19 protein-coding genes and 1 riboswitch are annotated in these 19925 nt (G+C 68.9%); of the genes, 5 read left to right on the top strand and 14 right to left on the bottom strand.

Going from position 1 to position 19925, the window contains the following annotated elements:
* Positions 1–69: 69 nt before the first annotated feature.
* From QMK24_RS06265 to QMK24_RS06275, 3 genes are all read right to left on the bottom strand, one after another.
* The gene (locus QMK24_RS06265) at positions 70–1095 is read right to left on the bottom strand and encodes a C40 family peptidase (protein ID WP_283464153.1); all 1026 of its coding nucleotides are present in this window, start codon (positions 1093–1095) and stop codon (positions 70–72) included.
* 259 nt (positions 1096–1354) lie between these two features.
* Positions 1355–2731 carry an NYN domain-containing protein gene (locus tag QMK24_RS06270; protein WP_502962472.1) on the bottom strand — a complete coding sequence of 459 codons (1377 nt, stop codon included), beginning with the start codon at positions 2729–2731 and terminating at the stop codon, positions 1355–1357.
* Positions 2732–2822: 91 nt separating this feature from the next.
* A complete protein-coding gene (locus tag QMK24_RS06275) occupies positions 2823–3089 on the bottom strand; it encodes a hypothetical protein (RefSeq protein ID WP_283464154.1) in 267 nt (88 codons plus the stop codon).
* 140 nt (positions 3090–3229) lie between these two features.
* Here QMK24_RS06275 and QMK24_RS06280 point away from each other — a divergent pair, with 140 nt between their 5' ends.
* Positions 3230–4126 carry a rhomboid family intramembrane serine protease gene (locus tag QMK24_RS06280; protein ID WP_283464155.1) on the top strand — a complete coding sequence of 299 codons (897 nt, stop codon included), beginning with the start codon at positions 3230–3232 and terminating at the stop codon, positions 4124–4126.
* Between the two features lie 42 nt (positions 4127–4168).
* A complete protein-coding gene (locus QMK24_RS06285; RefSeq protein ID WP_250975476.1) occupies positions 4169–4450 on the top strand; it encodes an Lrp/AsnC family transcriptional regulator in 282 nt (93 codons plus the stop codon).
* 21 nt (positions 4451–4471) lie between these two features.
* On the opposite strand, the gene QMK24_RS06290 is transcribed toward QMK24_RS06285, so the two are convergent.
* The 6 genes from QMK24_RS06290 to ctaE form a co-directional block, all read right to left on the bottom strand.
* Positions 4472–5827, bottom strand: a complete 1356-nt coding sequence (locus QMK24_RS06290) for an aminotransferase class V-fold PLP-dependent enzyme (protein WP_283464157.1) — start codon at positions 5825–5827, stop codon at positions 4472–4474.
* Positions 5828–5873: 46 nt separating this feature from the next.
* Positions 5874–5989: riboswitch (SAM riboswitch) on the bottom strand.
* A gap of 216 nt (positions 5990–6205) precedes the next feature.
* Positions 6206–7270 carry an anthranilate phosphoribosyltransferase gene (trpD, locus tag QMK24_RS06295; protein ID WP_283464158.1) on the bottom strand — a complete coding sequence of 355 codons (1065 nt, stop codon included), beginning with the start codon at positions 7268–7270 and terminating at the stop codon, positions 6206–6208.
* 134 nt (positions 7271–7404) lie between these two features.
* Positions 7405–9039, bottom strand: a complete 1635-nt coding sequence (qcrB, locus tag QMK24_RS06300) for a cytochrome bc1 complex cytochrome b subunit (RefSeq protein WP_283464159.1) — start codon at positions 9037–9039, stop codon at positions 7405–7407.
* Positions 9036–10088: a cytochrome bc1 complex Rieske iron-sulfur subunit gene (gene qcrA / locus QMK24_RS06305; RefSeq protein WP_283464160.1), complete on the bottom strand. Its 1053-nt coding sequence runs from the start codon at positions 10086–10088 to the stop codon at positions 9036–9038. The genes qcrB and qcrA overlap by 4 nt, the downstream gene beginning before the upstream one ends.
* A gap of 8 nt (positions 10089–10096) precedes the next feature.
* Entirely contained in the window at positions 10097–10909 is an 813-nt protein-coding gene (gene qcrC, locus QMK24_RS06310; protein WP_283464161.1) for a cytochrome bc1 complex diheme cytochrome c subunit, read from the bottom strand.
* Positions 10910–10996: 87 nt separating this feature from the next.
* Positions 10997–11617 (bottom strand): aa3-type cytochrome oxidase subunit III, encoded by a 621-nt coding sequence (gene ctaE / locus QMK24_RS06315; RefSeq protein ID WP_283464162.1) that lies wholly within the window; start codon positions 11615–11617, stop codon positions 10997–10999.
* 228 nt (positions 11618–11845) lie between these two features.
* Here ctaE and QMK24_RS06320 point away from each other — a divergent pair, with 228 nt between their 5' ends.
* Positions 11846–12247, top strand: a complete 402-nt coding sequence (locus QMK24_RS06320) for a hypothetical protein (protein WP_283464163.1) — start codon at positions 11846–11848, stop codon at positions 12245–12247.
* 3 nt (positions 12248–12250) lie between these two features.
* On the opposite strand, the gene QMK24_RS06325 is transcribed toward QMK24_RS06320, so the two are convergent.
* The 4 genes from QMK24_RS06325 to ctaC form a co-directional block, all read right to left on the bottom strand.
* Positions 12251–13519, bottom strand: a complete 1269-nt coding sequence (locus QMK24_RS06325; protein WP_283464164.1) for a L,D-transpeptidase — start codon at positions 13517–13519, stop codon at positions 12251–12253.
* A 122-nt stretch (positions 13520–13641) separates the two neighbouring features.
* Positions 13642–14040, bottom strand: coding sequence for a cytochrome c oxidase subunit 4 (locus QMK24_RS06330; RefSeq protein WP_283464165.1), 399 nt, complete (start codon positions 14038–14040; stop codon positions 13642–13644).
* On the bottom strand, positions 14037–15788 hold the full coding sequence (ctaD, locus tag QMK24_RS06335) for an aa3-type cytochrome oxidase subunit I (RefSeq protein ID WP_283464167.1): 1752 nt from the start codon (positions 15786–15788) through the stop codon (positions 14037–14039). The genes QMK24_RS06330 and ctaD overlap by 4 nt, the downstream gene beginning before the upstream one ends.
* Positions 15785–16735, bottom strand: coding sequence for an aa3-type cytochrome oxidase subunit II (gene ctaC, locus QMK24_RS06340; protein ID WP_283464168.1), 951 nt, complete (start codon positions 16733–16735; stop codon positions 15785–15787). Before ctaC ends, ctaD begins: the two co-directional genes overlap by 4 nt.
* 237 nt (positions 16736–16972) lie before the next feature.
* Between ctaC and QMK24_RS06345 the strand changes: the two genes are divergently transcribed.
* Positions 16973–18370 (top strand): cysteine desulfurase/sulfurtransferase TusA family protein, encoded by a 1398-nt coding sequence (locus tag QMK24_RS06345; protein ID WP_283464169.1) that lies wholly within the window; start codon positions 16973–16975, stop codon positions 18368–18370.
* Positions 18371–18528: 158 nt separating this feature from the next.
* Here the strand turns inward: QMK24_RS06345 and QMK24_RS06350 are convergent, their stop codons facing one another.
* Positions 18529–19503 (bottom strand): carbohydrate kinase family protein, encoded by a 975-nt coding sequence (locus QMK24_RS06350; protein WP_283464170.1) that lies wholly within the window; start codon positions 19501–19503, stop codon positions 18529–18531.
* A gap of 187 nt (positions 19504–19690) precedes the next feature.
* Here QMK24_RS06350 and QMK24_RS06355 point away from each other — a divergent pair, with 187 nt between their 5' ends.
* A complete protein-coding gene (locus tag QMK24_RS06355) occupies positions 19691–19909 on the top strand; it encodes a hypothetical protein (protein ID WP_283464171.1) in 219 nt (72 codons plus the stop codon).
* Positions 19910–19925: the final 16 nt, after the last annotated feature.

The raw sequence follows: 19925 nt of genomic DNA on the forward strand, positions 1-19925 counted from the left end.
CCACCACGCCGACCGGCGGAGAGAGAATCCGGCCGACGGTGGGAGTCACTCACAGCGTGGGGCGACGCGTCAGATCCGTACGCCGAACTGGAACGGCATGTCGCTCATCGCCTCGTAGCGCACGTAGGCACCCGGCTTCGGCGCGTGCAGCACCATGCCGTTACCGGCGTAGAAGCCGACATGGTGGGCGTCGCCGAAGAAGATGACCAGGTCGCCGGGGGCGAGCTGGCTCATCGACAGATGGGTGCCGGCGTTGGCCTGCTCCTCCGACGTGCGCGGTATGGAGACACCGGCCTGCGCGTAGGCCCACGAGGTGAGGCCGGAGCAGTCATAGGAGTTCGGGCCGGTGGCGCCGTAGACGTACGGCTTGCCGATCTTGGTCTTCGCCGCGGCGAGCGCGGCGGCGGCCCGCTCGGAGGGAGCGACACTGCTGCCCAGGTTGGGGCGCTCGTTGGAGCGGTTCGCGCGGGCTTCCTGGTCGGCGAGGGCCGCACGCTGTTGCGCGGTCAGCGAGTTGAGGAGCTTCTGGGCCGCGGCGAGCTTGCTCTGAGCCGCGTCCTTCTGCTTGCCGAGCTCGGTGCGGGCGCCCTCCAGCTCGCTCATCTTGGTGGTCGCCTCGGTGCGCTGCTGGTCCAGGGTGCGCTTGGCGTCCTGGATCTGCTTCAGCGAGTCGGCCTGCTGGGAGGTCACCTGGTCCATCGTGGACGCCTTGGACAGATAGCTGTCCGGGTCCGCCGACAGGAAGAGCTGGAGCGTCGGGTCGATCCCGCCGGTGCGGTACTGGGCACTGGCCATCGCGCCCAAGCCCTCGCGGAGGTTGTTCAAGCCCGCCTGCTCACGCGCCACACGGTCCTGGAGGTCGCCGACCTCCTTCTGCAGCTTCCCCTGCTGCTCCTTGGCCCCGTTGTACTTCTCGGTGGCCTGCTCGGCCTCGCTGTACAACGCGTCCACCTGGGACTTGACGTCCTTGATGTCCGGCTTGGCGGGGGCCGCGTGCGCGGCTTGGGAAGAGAGGGCGACGGCTGCGGCAGCGGTTGCGGTGAGCACGGTCACCCGCGTGCGGCTTGTCGGCTTGGGACGACGGTGGGACGCCACGAAGGCGAGCTCCTTCTTCCTTCAGCCGCCTACCCGGTTGGTCGGCGGTCCCCCCTGCGCAACGTCGGTCTGCCTGCCGGATCCACGGATTCCGTGGGGTGGCCCGATCGACGGCGCGGAGGTTTGAGCCCCGACCTTAGTGACCTTCCTGTGATCGGTTCAAATCCTTGTAGGTAAAACTTCGATCGCGACACATTTTCTTTACGACCATCTAACGTGCAGTAATGACCACTTGACGCTGAGTCGACCGTTGGCGCCGTCAGCCGCGAGCGAGCCTCTTGAGGAGCAGCGTCGAAGCGACGGGCCGCGCCCCGGCCTTGGCGACGCCGTCGGCCACCTCGCGGTCCGCGGAGACCACCACGACGACCCGCCCCGGCGGTTCGGCCCGCACCAGGCGCCGGATCAACTCGTCGGCGCTCTCACCCGCCTTGCTGAACATCACCCGCACCCCGCGCGGCGGTGCCAGCAGCACCGGGGCGTCCAGATCGGCCCCGTCGAAGACACAGGTGACCTCGGCGCCGCTCTGCGCCGCCAGCACCGCGAGACCGCCCAGCAGCCGCAGCCGCTGCTTCTCCAACGGCAGGGACGGATAACCGGTCTTGGTGACGTTGTAGCCGTCGATCACCAGATGCGCCTGCGGGAGCGCCAGCAACTGGTCGAGCAGCGCGGGGTCGTTCTCGGACAGCGCGCGCTGCGCGATGTCCTTGGGGTTGATCATGCCGGGCGCGACCGCCTCCACCGTGTCGGCCGGCCGGACGCCCATGGTGTCGCGCGGCGGCAGCGCCAGCTCGCGGCGCAGCCCGGTCGCCGCGTCCAGCACGGTGTCCAGCAGCAGCCGCAGCCGTACGCCCTCGGCGCTGCGCCCCTCGCGTACCGAACGGCGGCTCGCCTCGACGGCCGCCTCGGCCTCGGTGACCCGGGTCCTGAGCCGACGCGCCTCGCTGTCGGCGGTGGCCTTGTCCGCGGCGGCCGCGGCACGGATGTCCTCCAGCTCGGTTTCGACCCTGCGCAGCGCCGCCTCGGCCCGCTTCATGTCGCTGATCGCGCTGCGCAGCCTGCGCTGCGTCGCGTCGTTCTCCTTGCGGGCCACGTCCAGTTCGGCGCGGCCGCGCGCCGCCTCGTCCCTGGCCTGGGCCTGGAATTCGGCCAATTCGTCCCTGAGCTGCTGCAGCTCGCGGCTGGTCTCCCCGTCGGCCCGTGCGGCCTGGGCGCGCTGCGCCTCCTCGCCGGCGGTCGCGACGAGCTTGGCCCAGCCGGCCGGGCGCAGCAGATACGCGGCCACGGCCACGTCCAGCGGGTCGGCGGCCGGCGGCGGGGTGCCCGCCTCCAGCGCCTCGGCGAGGTCCGGCTGGGCCTCGCGCAGCCGGGCGGCGATCTTCTGCCGGAAGGCGGGATCGGTCTCCAGGGCGGTGGCCAGCGCGGTCGCCGCGAACTTGGCGCGCCGTGACGGGGTGAACCGGGCATAGGGCCGCAGCGCCGACGGCAGTTCCGCGAGGGTGAGACCGCCGAAGGAGTCAGCGGCAATCGTCACGACCCGGTGTCGCACGCCTTCGGGCAGTGGTCGGTCCAGGACCGGCTCGGCGGCCTCATCGGCGCCGCTGTGCTCGTCCTGCGGGTGCCCGCCGGTCCCATCCACCAGTCACTCCCGTCCAGTGCTGTCGGCGCCTCCCCGGCCCCCTTCGATCCCTCTGGCCGCCGCCGTACAAGTCCATTGTCGCCGTACAGGGTCAACCCTGCGTCGAATCCGCTTCCGCTTCGGCGGCCGTACCGGGCCGGTCGACCAACTCGACCTGGTCGGCCGCGTTGCACCAGCGGCAGCGCACCGACTCGACGGTCTCGCTGAGCACCTCGGTCTCCTCGAGCTTCGGCTCACCGGCGAGGTCCAGGTGGATGTACTCGACGACCTTGGTCGATCGCGTGACATCGAACCGGGTCAGGTTGCCGCACAGGGTGCAGCGCCACCGGGTCGCAGCGGTCGGCAGGGGAACCGGCATCGGACGGACACCTCTTTCGGGACTTTCGGGGTCGGCACGTGTCGTACGCGCGCGTTCCGGTTACCCTACGGCCTCCACGGCGGGCGGCGCTGCGGCGAGGCAGTCCATGACCCATACACCCGTTCCGTCATGATCGGTCCATGGTCATCCCGGTCTACGACAAGAACCCGGTCCGCCGCACTCCCGTGGTGACATACACCCTGATCGGGCTCTGCACAGTGGTGTTCCTGCTCGGTCCGATCTCGGGCTTCAACCCGTCCTACGGCTCGGGTGACCAGCTCCGGTGCGCGCAGGCGCTCTATTTCGACCGCTGGGGAGTGATCCCCGCCGAGCTGTTCCACGGCCGGCTGCCGGTGGACGGCCTGGGGCTGCCGGCTGGCTGCGGCGTGCCGAACGACTACCGCAAAATGCCGTTTCTATCGGTGCTCAGCGCGATGTTCGTCCATGGAAGTTGGCTGCATCTGATCGGCAACATGCTGTTTCTGTACGTCTTCGGCGACAACGTCGAGAGCCGCATGGGCCGCTTCCGGTATCTGCTGTTCTTCCTGACCGCCGGATACCTCGCCACGTACGGCTTCGCGCTCGCCAACGCCGGCTCCACCCAGACGCTGGTCGGCGCCTCCGGCGCGATCTCCGGGGCGCTCGGCGCGTATCTCTACCTCTATCCCAGGGCGCGGGTGACGAGCCTGTTCCCGTTCCTCTTCTTCCTCCCGCTGCGCTTCCCCGCCTGGATGGTCCTCGGCTTCTGGTTCGCCCTGCAGTGGCTGGCCGCCCAGACCAGTCGGTCCGGCCCGGGGGTCGCCTATCTGGCCCATGTGGTCGGCTTCGTCTTCGGCTTCCTCTCTACCTGGGTGTGGTTCCGGCGAAGCCCTAACGACCTGCCCCGCGGTAGGGAGTGGATCAGGGAGCGGCGTCATGCGGCTTCGATTGCAAGGCGGAGGAGGGAGTCCATGTGGAGCATCGGCGACCGACGACAACGCCGCAAGCGGAGTCGCAGGGCGTCGCGAGCCCGCTCCCTACCGCGGGGCAGGTCGTAAGCTGGAGGCCGCAGCCAGGGCGACCCAAGGAGACCTACAGCCGTGATCACCGCGATCGTGCTCATCAAGACCAGCGTCGACCGGATCCCCGAGATCGCCGAGGCGATCGCCGCCCTGGACAGCGTCAGCGAGGTCTACTCGGTCACCGGGACGTACGACTTGGTCGCCATGGTCCGGGTGTCCCGGCACGACGACCTCGCGGACGTCATCCCGGGCCGGATCAGCAAGATCCCCGGTGTCGAGGCCACCGACACCCATGTCGCGTTCCGCACGTACTCGCAGCACGACCTGGAAGCGGCCTTCGCGATCGGCCTCGAAGGCTGACGGCCGCCCGGTTCCTTCCGCTCAGTCGCGGGCGGGCACGCAGCGCCCGTCCTCAGTGCGGTAGTTCCACTTGGCGCCGTCCCTGACGAGTTCCGTGACGGCGCCCAGAAAGCGCTCCACGTGCTCGTCGGGCGTGCCCGCCCCGAAGCTCACCCGGATCGCGTTGAGCGAGCGCTCACCCGGCCCGGTCTCCGGGGAGCCGCACTCGCCCTGCTCGCCCGGCTCGCCGCCCAGCAGGGTGCGGACCAGCGGGTGGGCGCAGAACAGTCCGTCCCGGACCCCGATGCCGTATTCGGCGGACAGCGCGGCGGCGAAGTGCGAGCTGTTCCAGCCCTCCACGACGAACGAGATGACGCCGACCCGGGGCGCCTCGTCACCGAACAGCGACAACACCTTGACCTGCGGCACCTCGGCCAGACCCGCGCGGACCCGGGTGACGAGGCCCTGCTCGCGCTCGACGAGCGAGTCGAAGCCCGCCTCGGTCAGCGCCCGGCAGGCGGAGGCGATCGCGTACACACCGATGACGTTCGGCGAACCGGCCTCGTGCCGGGCCGCGGTCGAGTGCCACTCGACGTCCACGCCTCCGTCGGCCCGGCGTGCGACCTTGCGGCTCGCGCCGCCGCCCGCCAGGTACGGCTCGGCCGCCTGCAGCCAGTCCGCCCGGCCGGCCAGCACGCCGGAGCCGAACGGCGCGTAGAGCTTGTGGCCGGAGAACGCCACCCAGTCCACGTCCAGCTCCGCGATGTCCACCGGGTGGTGGGGGGCGAGCTGCGCGGCGTCCAGCACGATCCGGGCACCGTGCTCGTGCGCCGCGTCGGCCAGCTCCCGCACCGGCCACAGCTCGCCCGTCACGTTCGACGCGCCGGTCACACAGACCAGCGCGGGGCCGTACGCGTCACGCCCCGCCAGCGCCGCCCGCAGCGAGGCGACGGCCTGCCCGGGGGTGCGCGGCGCGCTCAGGTAGGTGACCTGCGCGTCCCGCCATGGCAGCAGCGACGCGTGGTGCTCGGTCTCGAACACGAAGACCTGGGTGCCGGCCGGGATCACCGAGGCCAGCAGGTTGAGGGAGTCGGTCGTCGAACGGGTGAAGACCACCTGGTCGCCGTCCCGGCAGCCCAGGAACGCGGCCACCGTCTCGCGGCTCTGCTCGAACAGGTCGGTCGAAAGCTGCGACAGATACCCCGCTCCGCGGTGCACGCTGCCGTAGTACGGCGCGTACGCGGCCACGTCGTCCCACACCCGCTGCAGGGCGGGCGCGCTGGCGGCGTAGTCCAGGGCCGCGTAGGTGACCTCTCCGCCGGTCACCAGCGGGACCCGGACGTCACGACCGAGCACGTCGAGGGGGGCGGTGCAGGTGGCAACAGGGTGCACGGACATGGCGAAGCTCCTCAGGGACCAGGACCCCGGAAGCAAGTCGCGAAGGGGCCCGCGCTTGCCGTAGACACCTCGCCTACGGCCCGGTCATCACCTGGGGCACCCCGCCACGGACGGAGGGTTGCCGGACAGCAAGCCAGGGCCAAATCGCTGTCACTCGTGACCTGCCACGAAGTATGCCAGTTGTCCTGCCGACGGCAAGCGGGATTCCGCGATACGGACACCCGTACGGGGCGGTATTGAGCCGAGCCCGACTCCGGGCCGACCGGCCCACTGCGCTTGCGGCGAGCGCCCTCAAACGCCGGGCGGGCTGACTCGGCCCGGCCCGGCCCCGAAGCCCACCGGTCCGCTGCGCCTGCGGCGGGCGGGCTGACTTGGCTTCTACCTGTTGCTTGCCTCTACCCAGCGTTCCAGCGCGCGCTGGGCCGCGCCCGAGTCGATCGCTTCCGCAGCTTGGACGATGCCGTGGGCGATCTGGGTTTCCAGGGGGGCGGGGGCCGGGTTGAGGGCGACCAGGGCGGCGGCCGCGTTGAGGAGGACGGCGTCGCGGACCGGGCCGCGTTCGCCGGCCAGCAGGCGGCGGGCGACCTCGGCGTTGTAGGCCGCGTCGGCGCCGCGCAGGGCCTCGACGGGGACCAGCGCGATCCCGACGTCGCGGGGGTCGAACGGCAGCTGTTCGACCTTGCCGTCCCTGACCACCCACACCTGCGAGGTCGCGGTGGTGGTCAGCTCGTCCAGCCCGTCGTCGCCGCGGAACACCAGCGCGGAGGAGCCGCGTTCGGCCAGGACGCCCGCCATGATCGGCGCCATCCGGGCGTCGGCGACCCCGGTCGCCTGGGCCCGTACCCGGGCCGGATTGGTGAGCGGCCCGAGGAAGTTGAAGGTGGTCTGGGCGCCGAGTTCCTTGCGTGCCTTGGCCGCGTACCGCAGCGCCGGGTGGAACTTCACGGCGAAGCAGAAGGTGATACCGGCCTCCTCGGCGACCTCCACGACCCGCTGCGGGGTGAGTTCCAGGTTGACGCCGAGCTTCTCCAGCACGTCAGAGGCACCGCTCTGGGACGAGGCTGCGCGGTTGCCGTGTTTGACGACCTTGGCACCGGTGCCCGCCACGACGATCGCCGACATGGTGGAGATGTTGACGGTCTTGGCGAGGTCGCCGCCGGTGCCGACGATGTCCACCGTGGACCCCGGCACCTCGATGGTGTTGGCGTGCGCGTACATCGACCGGACCAGGCCGGACACCTCGTCGATGGTCTCGCCCTTGCAGCGCAGGGCGACGGAGAAACCGGCGATCTGGGCGTCGGTGGCCTCACCGCTCATGATCTGGTCCATCGCCCAGGCGGTGTCGTCGGCCGTCAGGTCGTGGCCGCGCAGCAGCGGGTTGAGTACGCCCGGCCACGAGTGGGTCGCCGAGCTGTCGCCGCCTGCCGGGGTCACAACGCTCATGGTCCACACTCCTGGTGGTCGGGTAGATACAGCAGGCCCAGCCTATCGGGGGCCGGGCACGGCGAAGGGCCCCGTCCATGTCATGGACGGGGCCCTTCGCCGTGGTGATCGGCCCGCGCGGGGCCGGAAGGAGATCAGTGGTGGCCGTGGCCGCTGGTGATCTCTTCGTGCTCCTCGACGGTCGGCTTGGGGATCTGGCTTCCCTCGCCGTAGAAGCCGTGCGACAGCTTGGTGCGCAGCTTCGTGATGGGACCGGTCTTGCGCTCCACGCCGTTCTCGTCGACCTCGGGGCCGGATTCGAGCGGCCGCGGCTGGTCGTGCGCGGTGAGGGTGTGCAGCGCCTCCTGGGAGAGCTGCTCGTGCACCTCGATGAACTCACCGTGCGGCAGCCGCTTGATGATGCCGGTCTCGCGACCGTGCAGCACCTTGTCGCGGTCGCGGCGCTGCAGTCCGAGGCAGATCCGCTTGGTCGCGATGAACACGAGTACCGGAAGCACGAAGAACCCGATGCGCACGGTCCAGGTGATCACGTTGATCGACAGGTGGAAGTGCGTGGCCCAGAGGTCGTTGCCGCCACCGACGAGCAGGATGCCGTACCAGCTCAGCCAGGCCACGCCGAAGCCGGTGCGGACCGGGTGGTTGCGCGGGCGGTCCAGCAGGTGGTGCTCACGCTTGTCGCCGGTGACCCAGGACTCGATGAACGGGTAGACGACGATCGCGACGAGCACCAGCGGGAAGATCATCAGCGGCAGGAACACACCCAGGTTCAGGGTGTGGCCCCATGCGCTGATCTCCCAGCCCGGCATGACACGGATCAGGCCCTCGGAGAAGCCCATGTACCAGTCGGGCTGGGCGCCGGTGGACACCTGGTCCGGCCGGTAGGGGCCCATCGCCCAGATCGGGTTGATCGACGCGATCGCGGAGACCGCCGCGATGACACCGAAGACCAGGAAGAAGAAGCCGCCCGCCTTAGCCATGTACACCGGCAGCAGCGGCATGCCGACGACGTTCTTCTCCGTCTTGCCCGCACCCGGGAACTGGGTGTGCTTGTGGTAGAAGACCAGGATCAGGTGGGCCACCAGCAGGCCGGCCATGATGCCCGGCAGCAGCAGGATGTGCACCGAGTAGAACCGGGATACGAAGTCGACACCCGGGAACTCCCCGCCGAACATGAACATCGACAGGTACGTGCCCACGACCGGCATGGACAGCACCGCGCCGTCCATGAAGCGGACTCCGGTACCCGACAGCAGGTCGTCCGGCAGCGAGTAACCGGTGAACCCGGTGAACATGCCGAGGACCAGCAGCAGGAAGCCGAAAACCCAGTTGACCTCGCGGGGCTTGCGGAACGCGCCCGTGAAGAACACCCGCATCATGTGCACGAGCATCGCGGCCACGAAGATCAGCGCGGACCAGTGGTGGATCTGGCGGATCAGCAGGCCGCCGCGCACCTCGAAGCTGATGTGCATCGTCGAGGCGAACGCGTCGGACATGCGCTGGCCCTGCAGCGGGGCGTAGGGGCCGTCGTAGACGACCTCGCTCATGCTCGGGTGGAAGAACAGCGTCAGATACACACCCGTGAGGATGAGGATGATGAAGGTGTAGAGGCAGATCTCCCCGAGCATGAAGGACCAGTGGTCCGGGAAGATCTTGCGCATATTGGTCTTGGCCATGCCGTAGATGCCCAAACGGCCATCGGCCCAGTCCGCGACCCGCTCGCCGGCGGGCGCTTTGCCCCGGCGTTCGGGGTTCTCAGCAGTGGTGCTCATCCGCGCTCCCAGAAGCTCGGGCCGACGGGCTCGGCGAAGTCGCCGAGGGCGATCAGGTTGCCCTCCGCGTTCACGCTGATCCGCAGCTGCGGAAGAGCGTGTCCGGCAGGACCGAAGATGACCCGGGCGCCGTCGGACAGGTCGAACGTCGACTGGTGGCACGGGCACAGGACGTGGTGCGTCTGCTGCTCGTACAGGCTGATCGGACAGCCGACGTGCGTACAGATCTTGGAGAACGCGACGATGCCCTGGTGGGCCCAGTCGCGCTCCCGCTTGTCCTTGATGTCGTCCGGCTCGAGCCGGACGATCATCAGGGCGGCCTTGGCGATCTCCTTCTGGAAACGCTCCTGGTTCTCCTCCAGGCCCTCGGGCATGGCGAAGGTGAGCGATCCGACGGCGATGTCCTCGGGCCGGAGCGGCTTGTTGGTGTTCTGGTTGATCAGCAGCTTGCCCTTGGACCACATGGTGTGCCGGAGCTTGTCCTCCGGCAGCGGTCCCAGGTCGCGAAGGAGTACGACGCCCGACAGCGGCACCATGGCCAGCGCGCCGAACATCGTGTTGCGGACCAGCTTCCGGCGGCCGAAGCCGCTCTCCTTCGCGCCCTGCGCGAAGTCGGCCAGCACCTGGGCCTTGACCTCGGGCTCGGCCGCGATCGGGTGCCGCTCCGAGGCGTGCTCCTCGTCCGACATCAGCGTGCGGGCCCAGTGGACCGCGCCGGCGCCGATGCAGAAGAGGGCAAGACCCAGCGTCAGACCGAGCGAGAAGTTCAGGGCACTGACGTGACCGAACGGGAAGACGTAGACGATCTTGTCGACCGGGAAGACCACGAAGCTGGCGATGAAGCCGATCGTGGCCAGCATCGACAGGGTGAAGAGGAACGCGATGGCGCGTTCCGAGCTCTTCGCGGCACGCTCGTCGATGTCCTGACGGCGGTGCTCGTGGGGCGGAAGGCCGGGGTCGGCGAACGCGTTGTGTCCGCGGACGGCCGGCTCATCGCCCTCGTGAGCGTGTGACAGCTCACTCGGCAGGTTCTCTTCTGACTCTGACATGTCCTGACTCATGACTTCTTGGCCTTCGTGGTCCGGGCCGCAACCCAGATGGCGACAGCGATCATGGCACCGAGGCCGAAGATCCAGGCGAACAGACCTTCCGACACCGGGCCGATGCCTCCGAGCTCAAGGCCGCCGGGGCTGGGGGTCTTCGAGCCGTTCACGGCGTCGAGGTAGGCGATGATGTCCGCCTTGTTCTCCGACGACATGGTGCCCTCGGGGAAGGACGGCATGCTCTGCGGGCCGGTCTGCATGGCCTCGTAGATGTGCTTGGGGTCCACGCCCTCCAGGCTGGGCGCGTACTTGCCGTTGGTCAACGCACCGCCCTTGCCCGTGAAGCTGTGGCACTGCGCGCAGTTCGTACGGAACAGCTCCCCGCCCCTGGCGGCGTCCGCGCCGTCCGGGCTGTACTGCTGCTTGGTGGGCACGGTGGGACCCGGGCCCAGCGAGGCGATGTACGCGGCAAGCTGGTCGATCTCGGCCTGCGAGTAGATGACCTTCTTCTTCGGGATCTGCGATCCCGGCTGCTGGGCCGGCATGCGGCCGGTGCCGACCTGGAAGTCGACGGCGGCGGCGCCGACGCCCACCAGGCTCGGACCGTCGTTCTTACTGCCCTGGCCGGACGTGCCGTGGCAGCTGGAGCAGCCGACGGCGTACAGCTTCTTGCCCTCTTCGATCGCGAGGGACTGGGCTGTGTCGTCAGCCTGTGCCTTCTGCGCCGGCGCGAACGCGGCGTACAGCCCCCCGGTGGCCGCGAGCGCGAGAAGTAGGACGACAAGCGCCGCCAGCGGGTGGCGCCGTCGTGCGGAGAGCTTTTTCACGGATTACCCCGGTCAGGATCTCTTGTGTCGATGCTTCTGGCTGTGTCTGTCTGAGTACGTCGGTCCGGCTCGGCGCCGGCCCGCCGGTTACTTGATCAGGTAGATCGTGGCGAAGAGGCCGATCCAGACGACATCGACGAAGTGCCAGTAGTAGGACACGACGATTGCCGCCGTGGCCTGCTCATGAGTGAACCTCTTGGCCGCGTACGTTCTGCCCAGGACCAGCAGGAACGCGATCAGGCCACCCGTCACGTGCATCCCGTGGAAGCCGGTCGTGAGGTAGAACACCGAACCGTACGGGTCGGACGACAGCGAGAGGCCGTCGTTCTTGACCAGTTGGGTGTACTCGAAGATCTGGCCGCCGATGAAGATCGCGCCCATCACGAACGTGAGCATGAACCACGCGCGGAGCTTCTTCACGTCGCCGCGCTCGGCGGCGAACACGCCGAGCTGGCAGGTGAGGGAGGAGAGCACGAGGATCGTCGTGTTCGTCGCCGAGAACGGGACGTTCAACGCCTTGGCGTGTTCCTTCCAGAACACGGCACCCGTCACCGAGCGAAGGGTGAAGTACATCGCGAAGAGGGCCGCGAAGAACATCAGCTCGGAACTCAGCCAGATGATGGTTCCGACGCTGGTGAGGTTCGGCCGGTTGACCGACGGGTGCGCGTGCCCGGTATCTACTGCTGTTGCTGTCGCCACGTCCGACATTATGTCGGTCCCTTATCTCGTGCTCACTCCGGGGGGTGCCATTCGGTGTGTTCAGCCCCGCAGGAGACCCGCGTGGCCTACCGAAGCCATCCCCCGAAGGAGGGATGACGCAGCATCGGACGGATCTTGTCCTGGTCCGAAGGCTCCTCGCGGACCGGTTCACGGGAGTAGCATCCGAGCCACTTGACGACGGACTCGACGACGATTCCTCGACGATCAGGAGGCACGATGCGGGCGACTGCCACGGTGCTGGTCTACAGCGACGACGCGAACACCCGGGAGCAGGTCCGGCTCGCCGTCGGACGCAGGCCGGCGCCCGACCTGCCGCCGGTCGAGTTCCTGGAGTGCGCGACACTGCCGGCCGTCCTCACCGAGTTGGAGCGGGGCGGTGTCGACGCCTGCGTCTTCGACGGTGAGGCGGCGCCCGCCGGGGGCATGGGCCTGTGCCGGCAGGTCAAGGACGAGATCTTCCAGGCGCCTCCGGTGCTGGTGCTGATCGGCCGGCCGCAGGACGCGTGGCTGGCCACCTGGAGCCGGGCCGAGGCGGCGGTGACCCACCCCGTCGACCCGGTGGCGCTCGCGCAGGCTCTGACCGGGATGCTGCGCAAGCGCCTCGCCGTATCCGCGTAGCGGTTACGCCTCGGGGCGGAGCCGGGCCGGGACCGCGGCGGTGTTCTTGTTCTGCACCGCCGCCGTCTGGCCCTTGGCGCCCAGCGCGCTGCCCTTCTTCCACTGGGTCCAGTTGAGGTTCCAGTCGCCGAAGCCGTTGTCGAACGGGGTCATCGTCTCGCCCAGGCTGTTGACGACCTGCACGATGTCACCGCTGCGCACCTGGTCGAAGAACCAGTGGGCGTTCTCGGTGCTCATGCCGGTGCAGCCGTGGCTGACGTTGTCCACCCCCTGCGAGCCGACCGACCAGGGCGCGGCGTGCACGTACTCGCCGCTCCAGGTGACCCGGGTGGCCCAGTACACCGGCAGGTCGTAGGCGTCCGAGCTGCCGGCCGCTATTCCGATGCTCGTGCTCTGCATCCGGACGAACTGCTCCTTGCCCAGGACGATCTTGACGCCGTTGCGGGTGGAGAAGCCGGGCTTGCCGGTGGTGATGGGGATGGTGCGGACGACGGCGCCGTTGCGCTTGAACGTCATCTCGTGGGTGCCGGAGTCCGTTATCGCCTCGACGCGGTCACCGATCTTGAGCGAGAGCGGCCTGGCGGGGCCGCCGTACAGACTGTCCTTTACGCGTACGCCGTCCAGGGTGCTGCGGACGTCGATCCGCGCGTTGGCGGGCCAGTAGTCGCTCGGCCGGTAGTGCAGGGTGCGGCTGTTCACCCAGTACCAGGAGCCTTCCGCCGCCTCCGGGCTGGCGGTGACCTTCAGGTTCTGCTCGACCTTGGCGCGCGCGGCGGGATCCTCGACGGGGGCGCTCAGTTCCGCGGTGATGGGCTGTCCGACGCCGTAGGTGCCGGTGTCGGGGCCGAAGCTGACCCGCAGCAGGTTGTCGGCGGCCGTGGTGTCGAAGCCGACGGTCTTGCGGCCGGGGCGCCCGTCCGCGTCCTCGGTGCTCACCCGGACCGTGTAGTGGGCGCCTGCGGACAGCGGAGAGGTGCTGTGCCACCGCATACCGTCCGCGGCGAGTTCGCCCCGTACGTAACGCCCTGCGGCGTCCGTGGCGGTGACGTCGGTGATCCGGCTGTCGTCATCCTTGGTGGTGATCTCCAACGGCTTGCTCGGCGAGACCTTGCCGCCGTCGGCCAGGCTGTACGCCACCTGGTCGGTCGCATCGTAGGGAGAGGCGGCGAGCGGGTCGCCGTCATCGCTTCCGCATGCGGTGAGCCCCACCGCCAGGGGCGCTACGAGGAGAGCGCACCGCATCGCCGTCCGGCGTCGTGAAGAGTGACTCATGATCACACGGTAAGAACCATCCACCGGATCGGCGCGTTGAGCGCATGCGAACGGGCTGGGCCCGGACACCGTGGAGGTGTCCGGGCCCAGCCCGTGGCGCTGCCGGCAGCGGGCTGCCGGTCCTACTGCGTCTGGTTCTCGCCGCGGTAGTACTCGAACACCCAGCCGTACAGGCCGATGAGGAGCATTGGGGCGGAGAAGTACAGCAGCCACCAGCCGAAGATCACGCCGAGGAAGGCCAGCGCGCCACCGATGGCGAGGGAGAGCGGCTGCCAGCTGTGCGGGCTGAAGAAGCCCACTTCGCCGGCGTCGTCGGCGACGTCCGCGTTCTCCCGGTCCTGGGCACCGGTGTCCGCCCGGCGGGCGGTGAAGGCCAGGTAGAACCCGATCATCACGCTGAGGCCGAAGGCCAGGAACAGCGCCGTGGTGCCCGCGGGCTCCTTGGACCAGTAGCCGTAGACGATGGCCGAGGCGAGGATGAAGACCGCCAGGCCGAGGAACATCTTGCCTTGGACCCTCACAGCTGCTCCTCCTTGTGGTCGGTGCCGCTCGTGACCAGGGCGCCGCGCTCACTGGGGAGGCTGTGCTCCAGCTCCAGCGCGGCGATCTCCGGGTGGTGCAGGTCGAACGCCGGCGACTCGGACCGGATACGCGGCAGCGTGAGGAAGTTGTGCCGCGGCGGCGGGCAGGACGTGGCCCATTCGAGTGAACGGCCGTAGCCCCACGGGTCGTCGACCTCGATCTTCTTGCCGTACTTCGCGGTCTTCCACACGTTGTAGAAGAACGGCAGCATCGACAGTCCGAGCAGGAACGAACTGATGGTGGAGATGGTGTTCAGCGTAGTGAATCCATCGGCCGCCAGGTAGTCCGCGTAGCGGCGCGGCATGCCCTCGACGCCCAGCCAGTGCTGGATCAGGAAGGTGCCGTGGAAGCCGAAGAACAGCGTCCAGAAGGTGATCTTGCCGAGCCGCTCGTCCAGCATCTTGCCGGTGAACTTCGGCCACCAGAAGTGGAAGCCGGAGAACATCGCGAAGACGACGGTTCCGAAGATCACGTAGTGGAAGTGCGCCACGACGAAGTACGAGTCCGAGACGTGGAAGTCCAGCGGCGGCGCCGCCAGGATCACACCGGTCAGACCACCGAACGCGAAGGTGATCAGGAAGCCGACGGCCCACAGCATCGGGGTCTCGAAACTCAGTGACCCCTTCCACATCGTGCCGATCCAGTTGAAGAACTTCACACCGGTCGGTACCGCGATGAGGAACGTCATGAACGAGAAGAACGGCAGCAGCACACCGCCGGTGACGTACATGTGGTGCGCCCACACGGTGACCGACAGACCGGCGATGGAGATCGTCGCGCCGATCAGGCCGACGTAGCCGAACATCGGCTTGCGGCTGAATACCGGGATGACCTCGCTGATGATGCCGAAGAACGGCAACGCGATGATGTACACCTCTGGATGGCCGAAGAACCAGAAGAGGTGTTGCCATAGCAGCGCCCCGCCATTACTGGCATCGAAGACGTGCGCCCCGAACTTCCGGTCGGCCTCCAGGGCGAACAGCGCGGCGGCGAGCACCGGGAAGGCGAGCAGGACCAGGACACCGGTCAGCAGCACGTTCCAGACGAAGATCGGCATGCGGAACATCGTCATGCCGGGTGCGCGCATGCAGATGATCGTGGTGATGAAGTTGACCGAACCGAGGATCGTGCCGAAGCCGGAGAAGGCCAGACCCATGATCCACATGTCGGCGCCGACGCCCGGCGAGCGGACCGCGTCCGACAGCGGGGAGTACGCGAACCAGCCGAAGTCGGCCGCGCCGGCCGGGGTCAGGAACCCGGCCACCGCGATCAGCGAGCCGAACAGGTAGAGCCAGTAGGCGAACATGTTCAGCCGCGGGAACGCCACGTCGGGCGCGCCGATCTGCAGCGGCATGATCCAGTTCGCGAAGCCCGCGAAGAGCGGTGTCGCGAACATCAGGAGCATCACGGTGCCGTGCATCGTGAACGCCTGGTTGAACTGCTCGTTGGACATGATCTGGGTGCCCGGGCGCGCCAGTTCGGCTCGCATGAGCAGCGCCATGATGCCGCCGAGGATGAAGAAGAAGAACGAGGTGATCAGGTACATCGTCCCGATCGTCTTGTGGTCGGTGGTGGTGAGCCACTTGATGACCACGGCGCCGGGCTGTGCCCGCTTCACCGGCAACTCGTCCTCGTACGACTCGCCGATGGCGGCCGTGCCCTGGTGGGGGTCGTTGAGAATGCTCATGTGGTCTTGGGCTCCGCATTCTTGGCGTTGCCCGTGGTGGCAATGCCCGCCGGGAGGTAACCGGTCTGGCCCTTCTTCGCCAGATCCTGCAGGTGCTGCTTGTACTGCTCCGGGGAGACGACCTTCACGTTGAAGAGCATCCGGGAGTGGTCCATGCCGCACAGTTCCGCGCACTTGCCCAGGAAGGTGCCCTCCTTGCTCGGAGTCACCTCGAAGACGTTGGTGTGCCCCGGGATGACGTCCATCTTCATGAGGAACGGCACCACCCAGAACGAGTGGATGACGTCGCGCGAGGTGAGGACGAACCGCACCGTCTCGCCCTTGGGCAGCCACAGCGTCGGGCCGGGGTTACCGGTGTCCGGGTTCTTCGTGGCGGGAGTGCCGAAGTCGTAGACGCCCTCGGCGCCCACCGGGAACTTCAGCTTGTCCACGGGGATCGAGGACAGCTCCCGCGGGGCCACCGCGGGGGCGGCCGTGTTGCCGTCGACGTCCTCGACGTAGTTGAACGCCCAGCTCCATTGCATGCCGACCACGTTCACCACGTGATCGGGCTTCGCGGAGGTCGCCAGAAGCTTGGATTCATCACGCGCGGTGAAGTAGAAGAACACCGCGATGACGATGATCGGGACCACGGTGTACAGCGCCTCGATGGGCATGTTGTACCGGGTCTGCGGAGGAACCTCGACCTTCGTCCGGCTTCGCCGGTGGAAGATCACACTCCAGATGATCAAACCCCAGACGAGCACACCGGTCGCCAGCGCGGCGGCCCAGGAGCCCTGCCAGAGCGCCAGGATCCGGGGTGCCTGTTCCGTAGCGGGGCTGGGCATGCCAAGGCGGGGGTATTCACAACCGGTGGCGGTCACAAGGACCAGCGCCGCGGCCAGCGCCTGCGGCAGCTTCCGCCGCACCGGGCGCCGCGACGAGCGGTCGGAGCCGTTGGGACTCACGTAGCGCCTTCCCGAGAGTCTCGCCCACGCGTCCGGGTGCCCGGCCGTCAGCTGGTCGGTCGGCCCTGGCGCGGGCAGGTAGGTGTGGATGTTTATGCGGACCAAACCCTACTGGACGCTATTTGGGGTCGCGCGGGGAGGGGGTCCAACGCGCCGGGGCACTTCCGGACGGTGCGGACCGGCATGCTCCGCATGCCGCCTGACGCCCCACCGGGCGACTGGCGTAGCGTGCCGGGCGTGTCCTACTTCGATGCGGCTTCAGCCGCTCCCCTGCACCCCGTCGCCCGCCAGGCACTGGTAGCCGCACTGGACGAGGGATGGGCGGATCCGGCCCGGCTGTACCGCGAGGGGCGGCGCGCCCGGCTGCTGCTGGACGCCTCACGGGAGGCCGCCGCGGAGGCGGTGGGATGCCGGCCCGACGAACTCGTTTTCACTCCTTCGGGAACGCGTGCCGTTCACACCGGTGTGTCCGGGGCCATGGCGGGGCGGCGGCGGACGGGGCGTCACCTCGTGGTGTCGGCCGTCGAGCACTCGTCGGTACTCCATGCGGCCGAGGCGTTCGAATCCACCGAGGTGGGGGTGGACCGTACGGGGCGGGTCGACGCCGCCGCGTTCGCCGCGGCGCTGCGCAAGGACACCGCGCTCGCCTGTCTGCAGTCCGCCAACCATGAGGTGGGCACCGTCCAGCCGGTCGCCGAGGCCGCGCTCCTGTGCCGGGCGGCGGGCGTGCCGCTGCTCGTGGACGCGGCGCAGTCGCTGGCCTGGGGTCCGGTGGAGGGCGACTGGTCGCTGCTCACGGCCAGCGCCCACAAATGGGGCGGACCGCCCGGAGTCGGACTGCTCGCGGTACGGAAGGGCGTGCGCTTCGCACCGCAGGGCCCGTCGGACGAACGGGAGTCGGGGCGTTCCCCCGGCTTCGAGAACCTGCCCGCCATCGTGGCGGCGGCGGCGTCCTTGCGCGCGGTACGGGAGGAGGCGGTGGCCGAAGGGACGCGGCTGGCTGCGCTGGTCGACCGGATCCGCTCGCGGGTGCCCGCACTCGTCCCCGATGTGGAGGTCGTCGGCCACCCCGGCCTGCGCCTCCCCCACCTGGTGACGTTCTCCTGCCTCTACGTAGACGGCGAGTCGCTGCTCAGCGAACTCGACCGTGCGGGCTTCTCCGTCTCCTCGGGGTCGTCGTGCACCTCCAGCACGCTGACGCCGAGCCATGTGCTGCGCGCGATGGGTGTGCTGTCCGAGGGCAACGTCCGGGTGTCGCTGCCGCGGGGCACGCCGGAGGACGACGTCGACCGGTTCCTCGAGGTCCTGCCGGGTGTCGTCCGCTCGGCGCGGGGCCACCTCGGCGCGCCGGTGGGCGCGCCGGGCCCAGGCGTGGAGTACACCAGGGTGTCCGGCGACTCCTCCGGTGTTCCCGTGCTGACGGTCGACTCGCTGGGCAAGCGGTGCCCGATTCCCGTCATCGAGCTCGCCAAGGTCATCGGCGAGGTGCCGGTCGGCGCGGTGATCGCCGTACTGTCCGACGACGAGGCGGCGCGGCTCGACATCCCCGCGTGGTGCCAGATGCGGGACCAGGAATATCTCGGCGAACGCGCGGCGGAGCGGGGCACGTCCTACTGGGTCCGCCGCCGGACCTGATTATTTCTCCCCGCCCACCCGCCCCGTGTGCCCTCAAGCGCCGGGCAGGCTGAAAAACCTCCCCTGCCCGGCGTTTGAGGGCAACCGTTCAGCCCGGCCGGCGTTTGAGGCCAAATCCAGCCTGCCCGGCGCTTGAGGGCACAGGGCGGGCGGTGGGGTCAGGAGAGGTGGGACTTGACCTCGGCGGCGGCCTCGTGGCCGTATGCCTTGGTGAAGCGGTCCATGAAGTGGCTGCGGCGCAGCTCGTACTCCTGCGTCCCGAGCGTCTCGATGACCAGAGTCGCCAGCATGCAGCCGAGCTGCGCCGAGCGCTCCAATGACAGGCCCCAGTCCAGGCCCGCGAGGAACCCGGCGCGGAAGGCGTCGCCGACGCCGGTCGGGTCGACCTTGGCCTCTTCCTCCGCGCAGCCGACCTCGATCGTGGGCTGGCCGACGCGCTCGATGCGCACCCCCTGCGCACCGAGGGTGGTGACGCGGGTGCCGACCTTGGCGAGGATCTCGTCGGCGGTCCAGCCGGTCTTCGACTCGATGAGCGCCTTCTCGTACTCATTGGTGAAGAGGTACGCGGCGCCGTCCACGAGAAGCCGGATGTCCTCGCCGTCCATGCGGGCGAGCTGCTGCGAGGGGTCGGCCGCGAACGGGATGCCGCGGCTGCGGCACTCCTGGGTGTGCCGGATCATCGCCTCGGGGTCGTCCGCGCCGATGAGGACCAGGTCGAGGCCGCCCACCCGGTCGGCGATCGGCTGCAGCTCGATCTGCCGCGCCTCGCTCATCGCGCCGGTGTAGAAGGACGCGATCTGGTTGTGGTCGGTGTCCGTGGTGCAGACGAAGCGCGCGGTGTGCAGCACCTCGGAGATGCGTACGGACGCGGTGTCGACGCCGTGCCGGTCGAGCCAGGCGCGGTACTCGGCGAAGTCGGATCCGGCGGCGCCCACGAGGACCGGCCGGAGGCCGAGAACACCCATGCCGAAGCAGATGTTGGGGGCGACTCCGCCGCGCCGGACATCGAGATTGTCGACAAGGAAGGAGAGCGAGACCGTGTGCAGCTGATCCGCGACCAGCTGGTCGGCGAATCGGCCGGGGAAGGTCATCAGGTGATCTGTGGCGATGGAGCCGGTGACAGCGATACGCACGACGGGATGCTCCTGCGGGGGCGGCGGCGAGGGTCGGCAAGGGCTGGAAGCCCCAAGGAAAAACACAGCCATCGTATGGGGTGCGCGATGGGACGCGGGACCCGGCCGGGGCTGGAGCACAGAGCACGGAGAAACTACCCGATAGTAGGGCTTACCCGTGGGTGATCAAGTGCCTAGGGTCGGAAGCATGGCTTCTACTTCGTCCCCACTGCCCAGCGTCGTCGAACCCGAATCCCGCTCCGAATCCCTGGAGGAGCTGCTCGGCGACTGCCGTCGGATGGCCCCGCACTGGACGGTTCCCGCCACGGCGGAGCCCTCGGTGGTCGCGCCGTCGAGTCTGCACGGCATCACCGTTCCGCCCGCATCCGCGCACGTCGTGGACGGTATGGCCGAGTACGGCGACTGATCCCGGCCGGCTCCGG

This window comes from Streptomyces sp. PH10-H1 (genome assembly GCF_030063355.1).
Classification (GTDB): Bacteria; Actinomycetota; Actinomycetes; order Streptomycetales; family Streptomycetaceae; genus Actinacidiphila.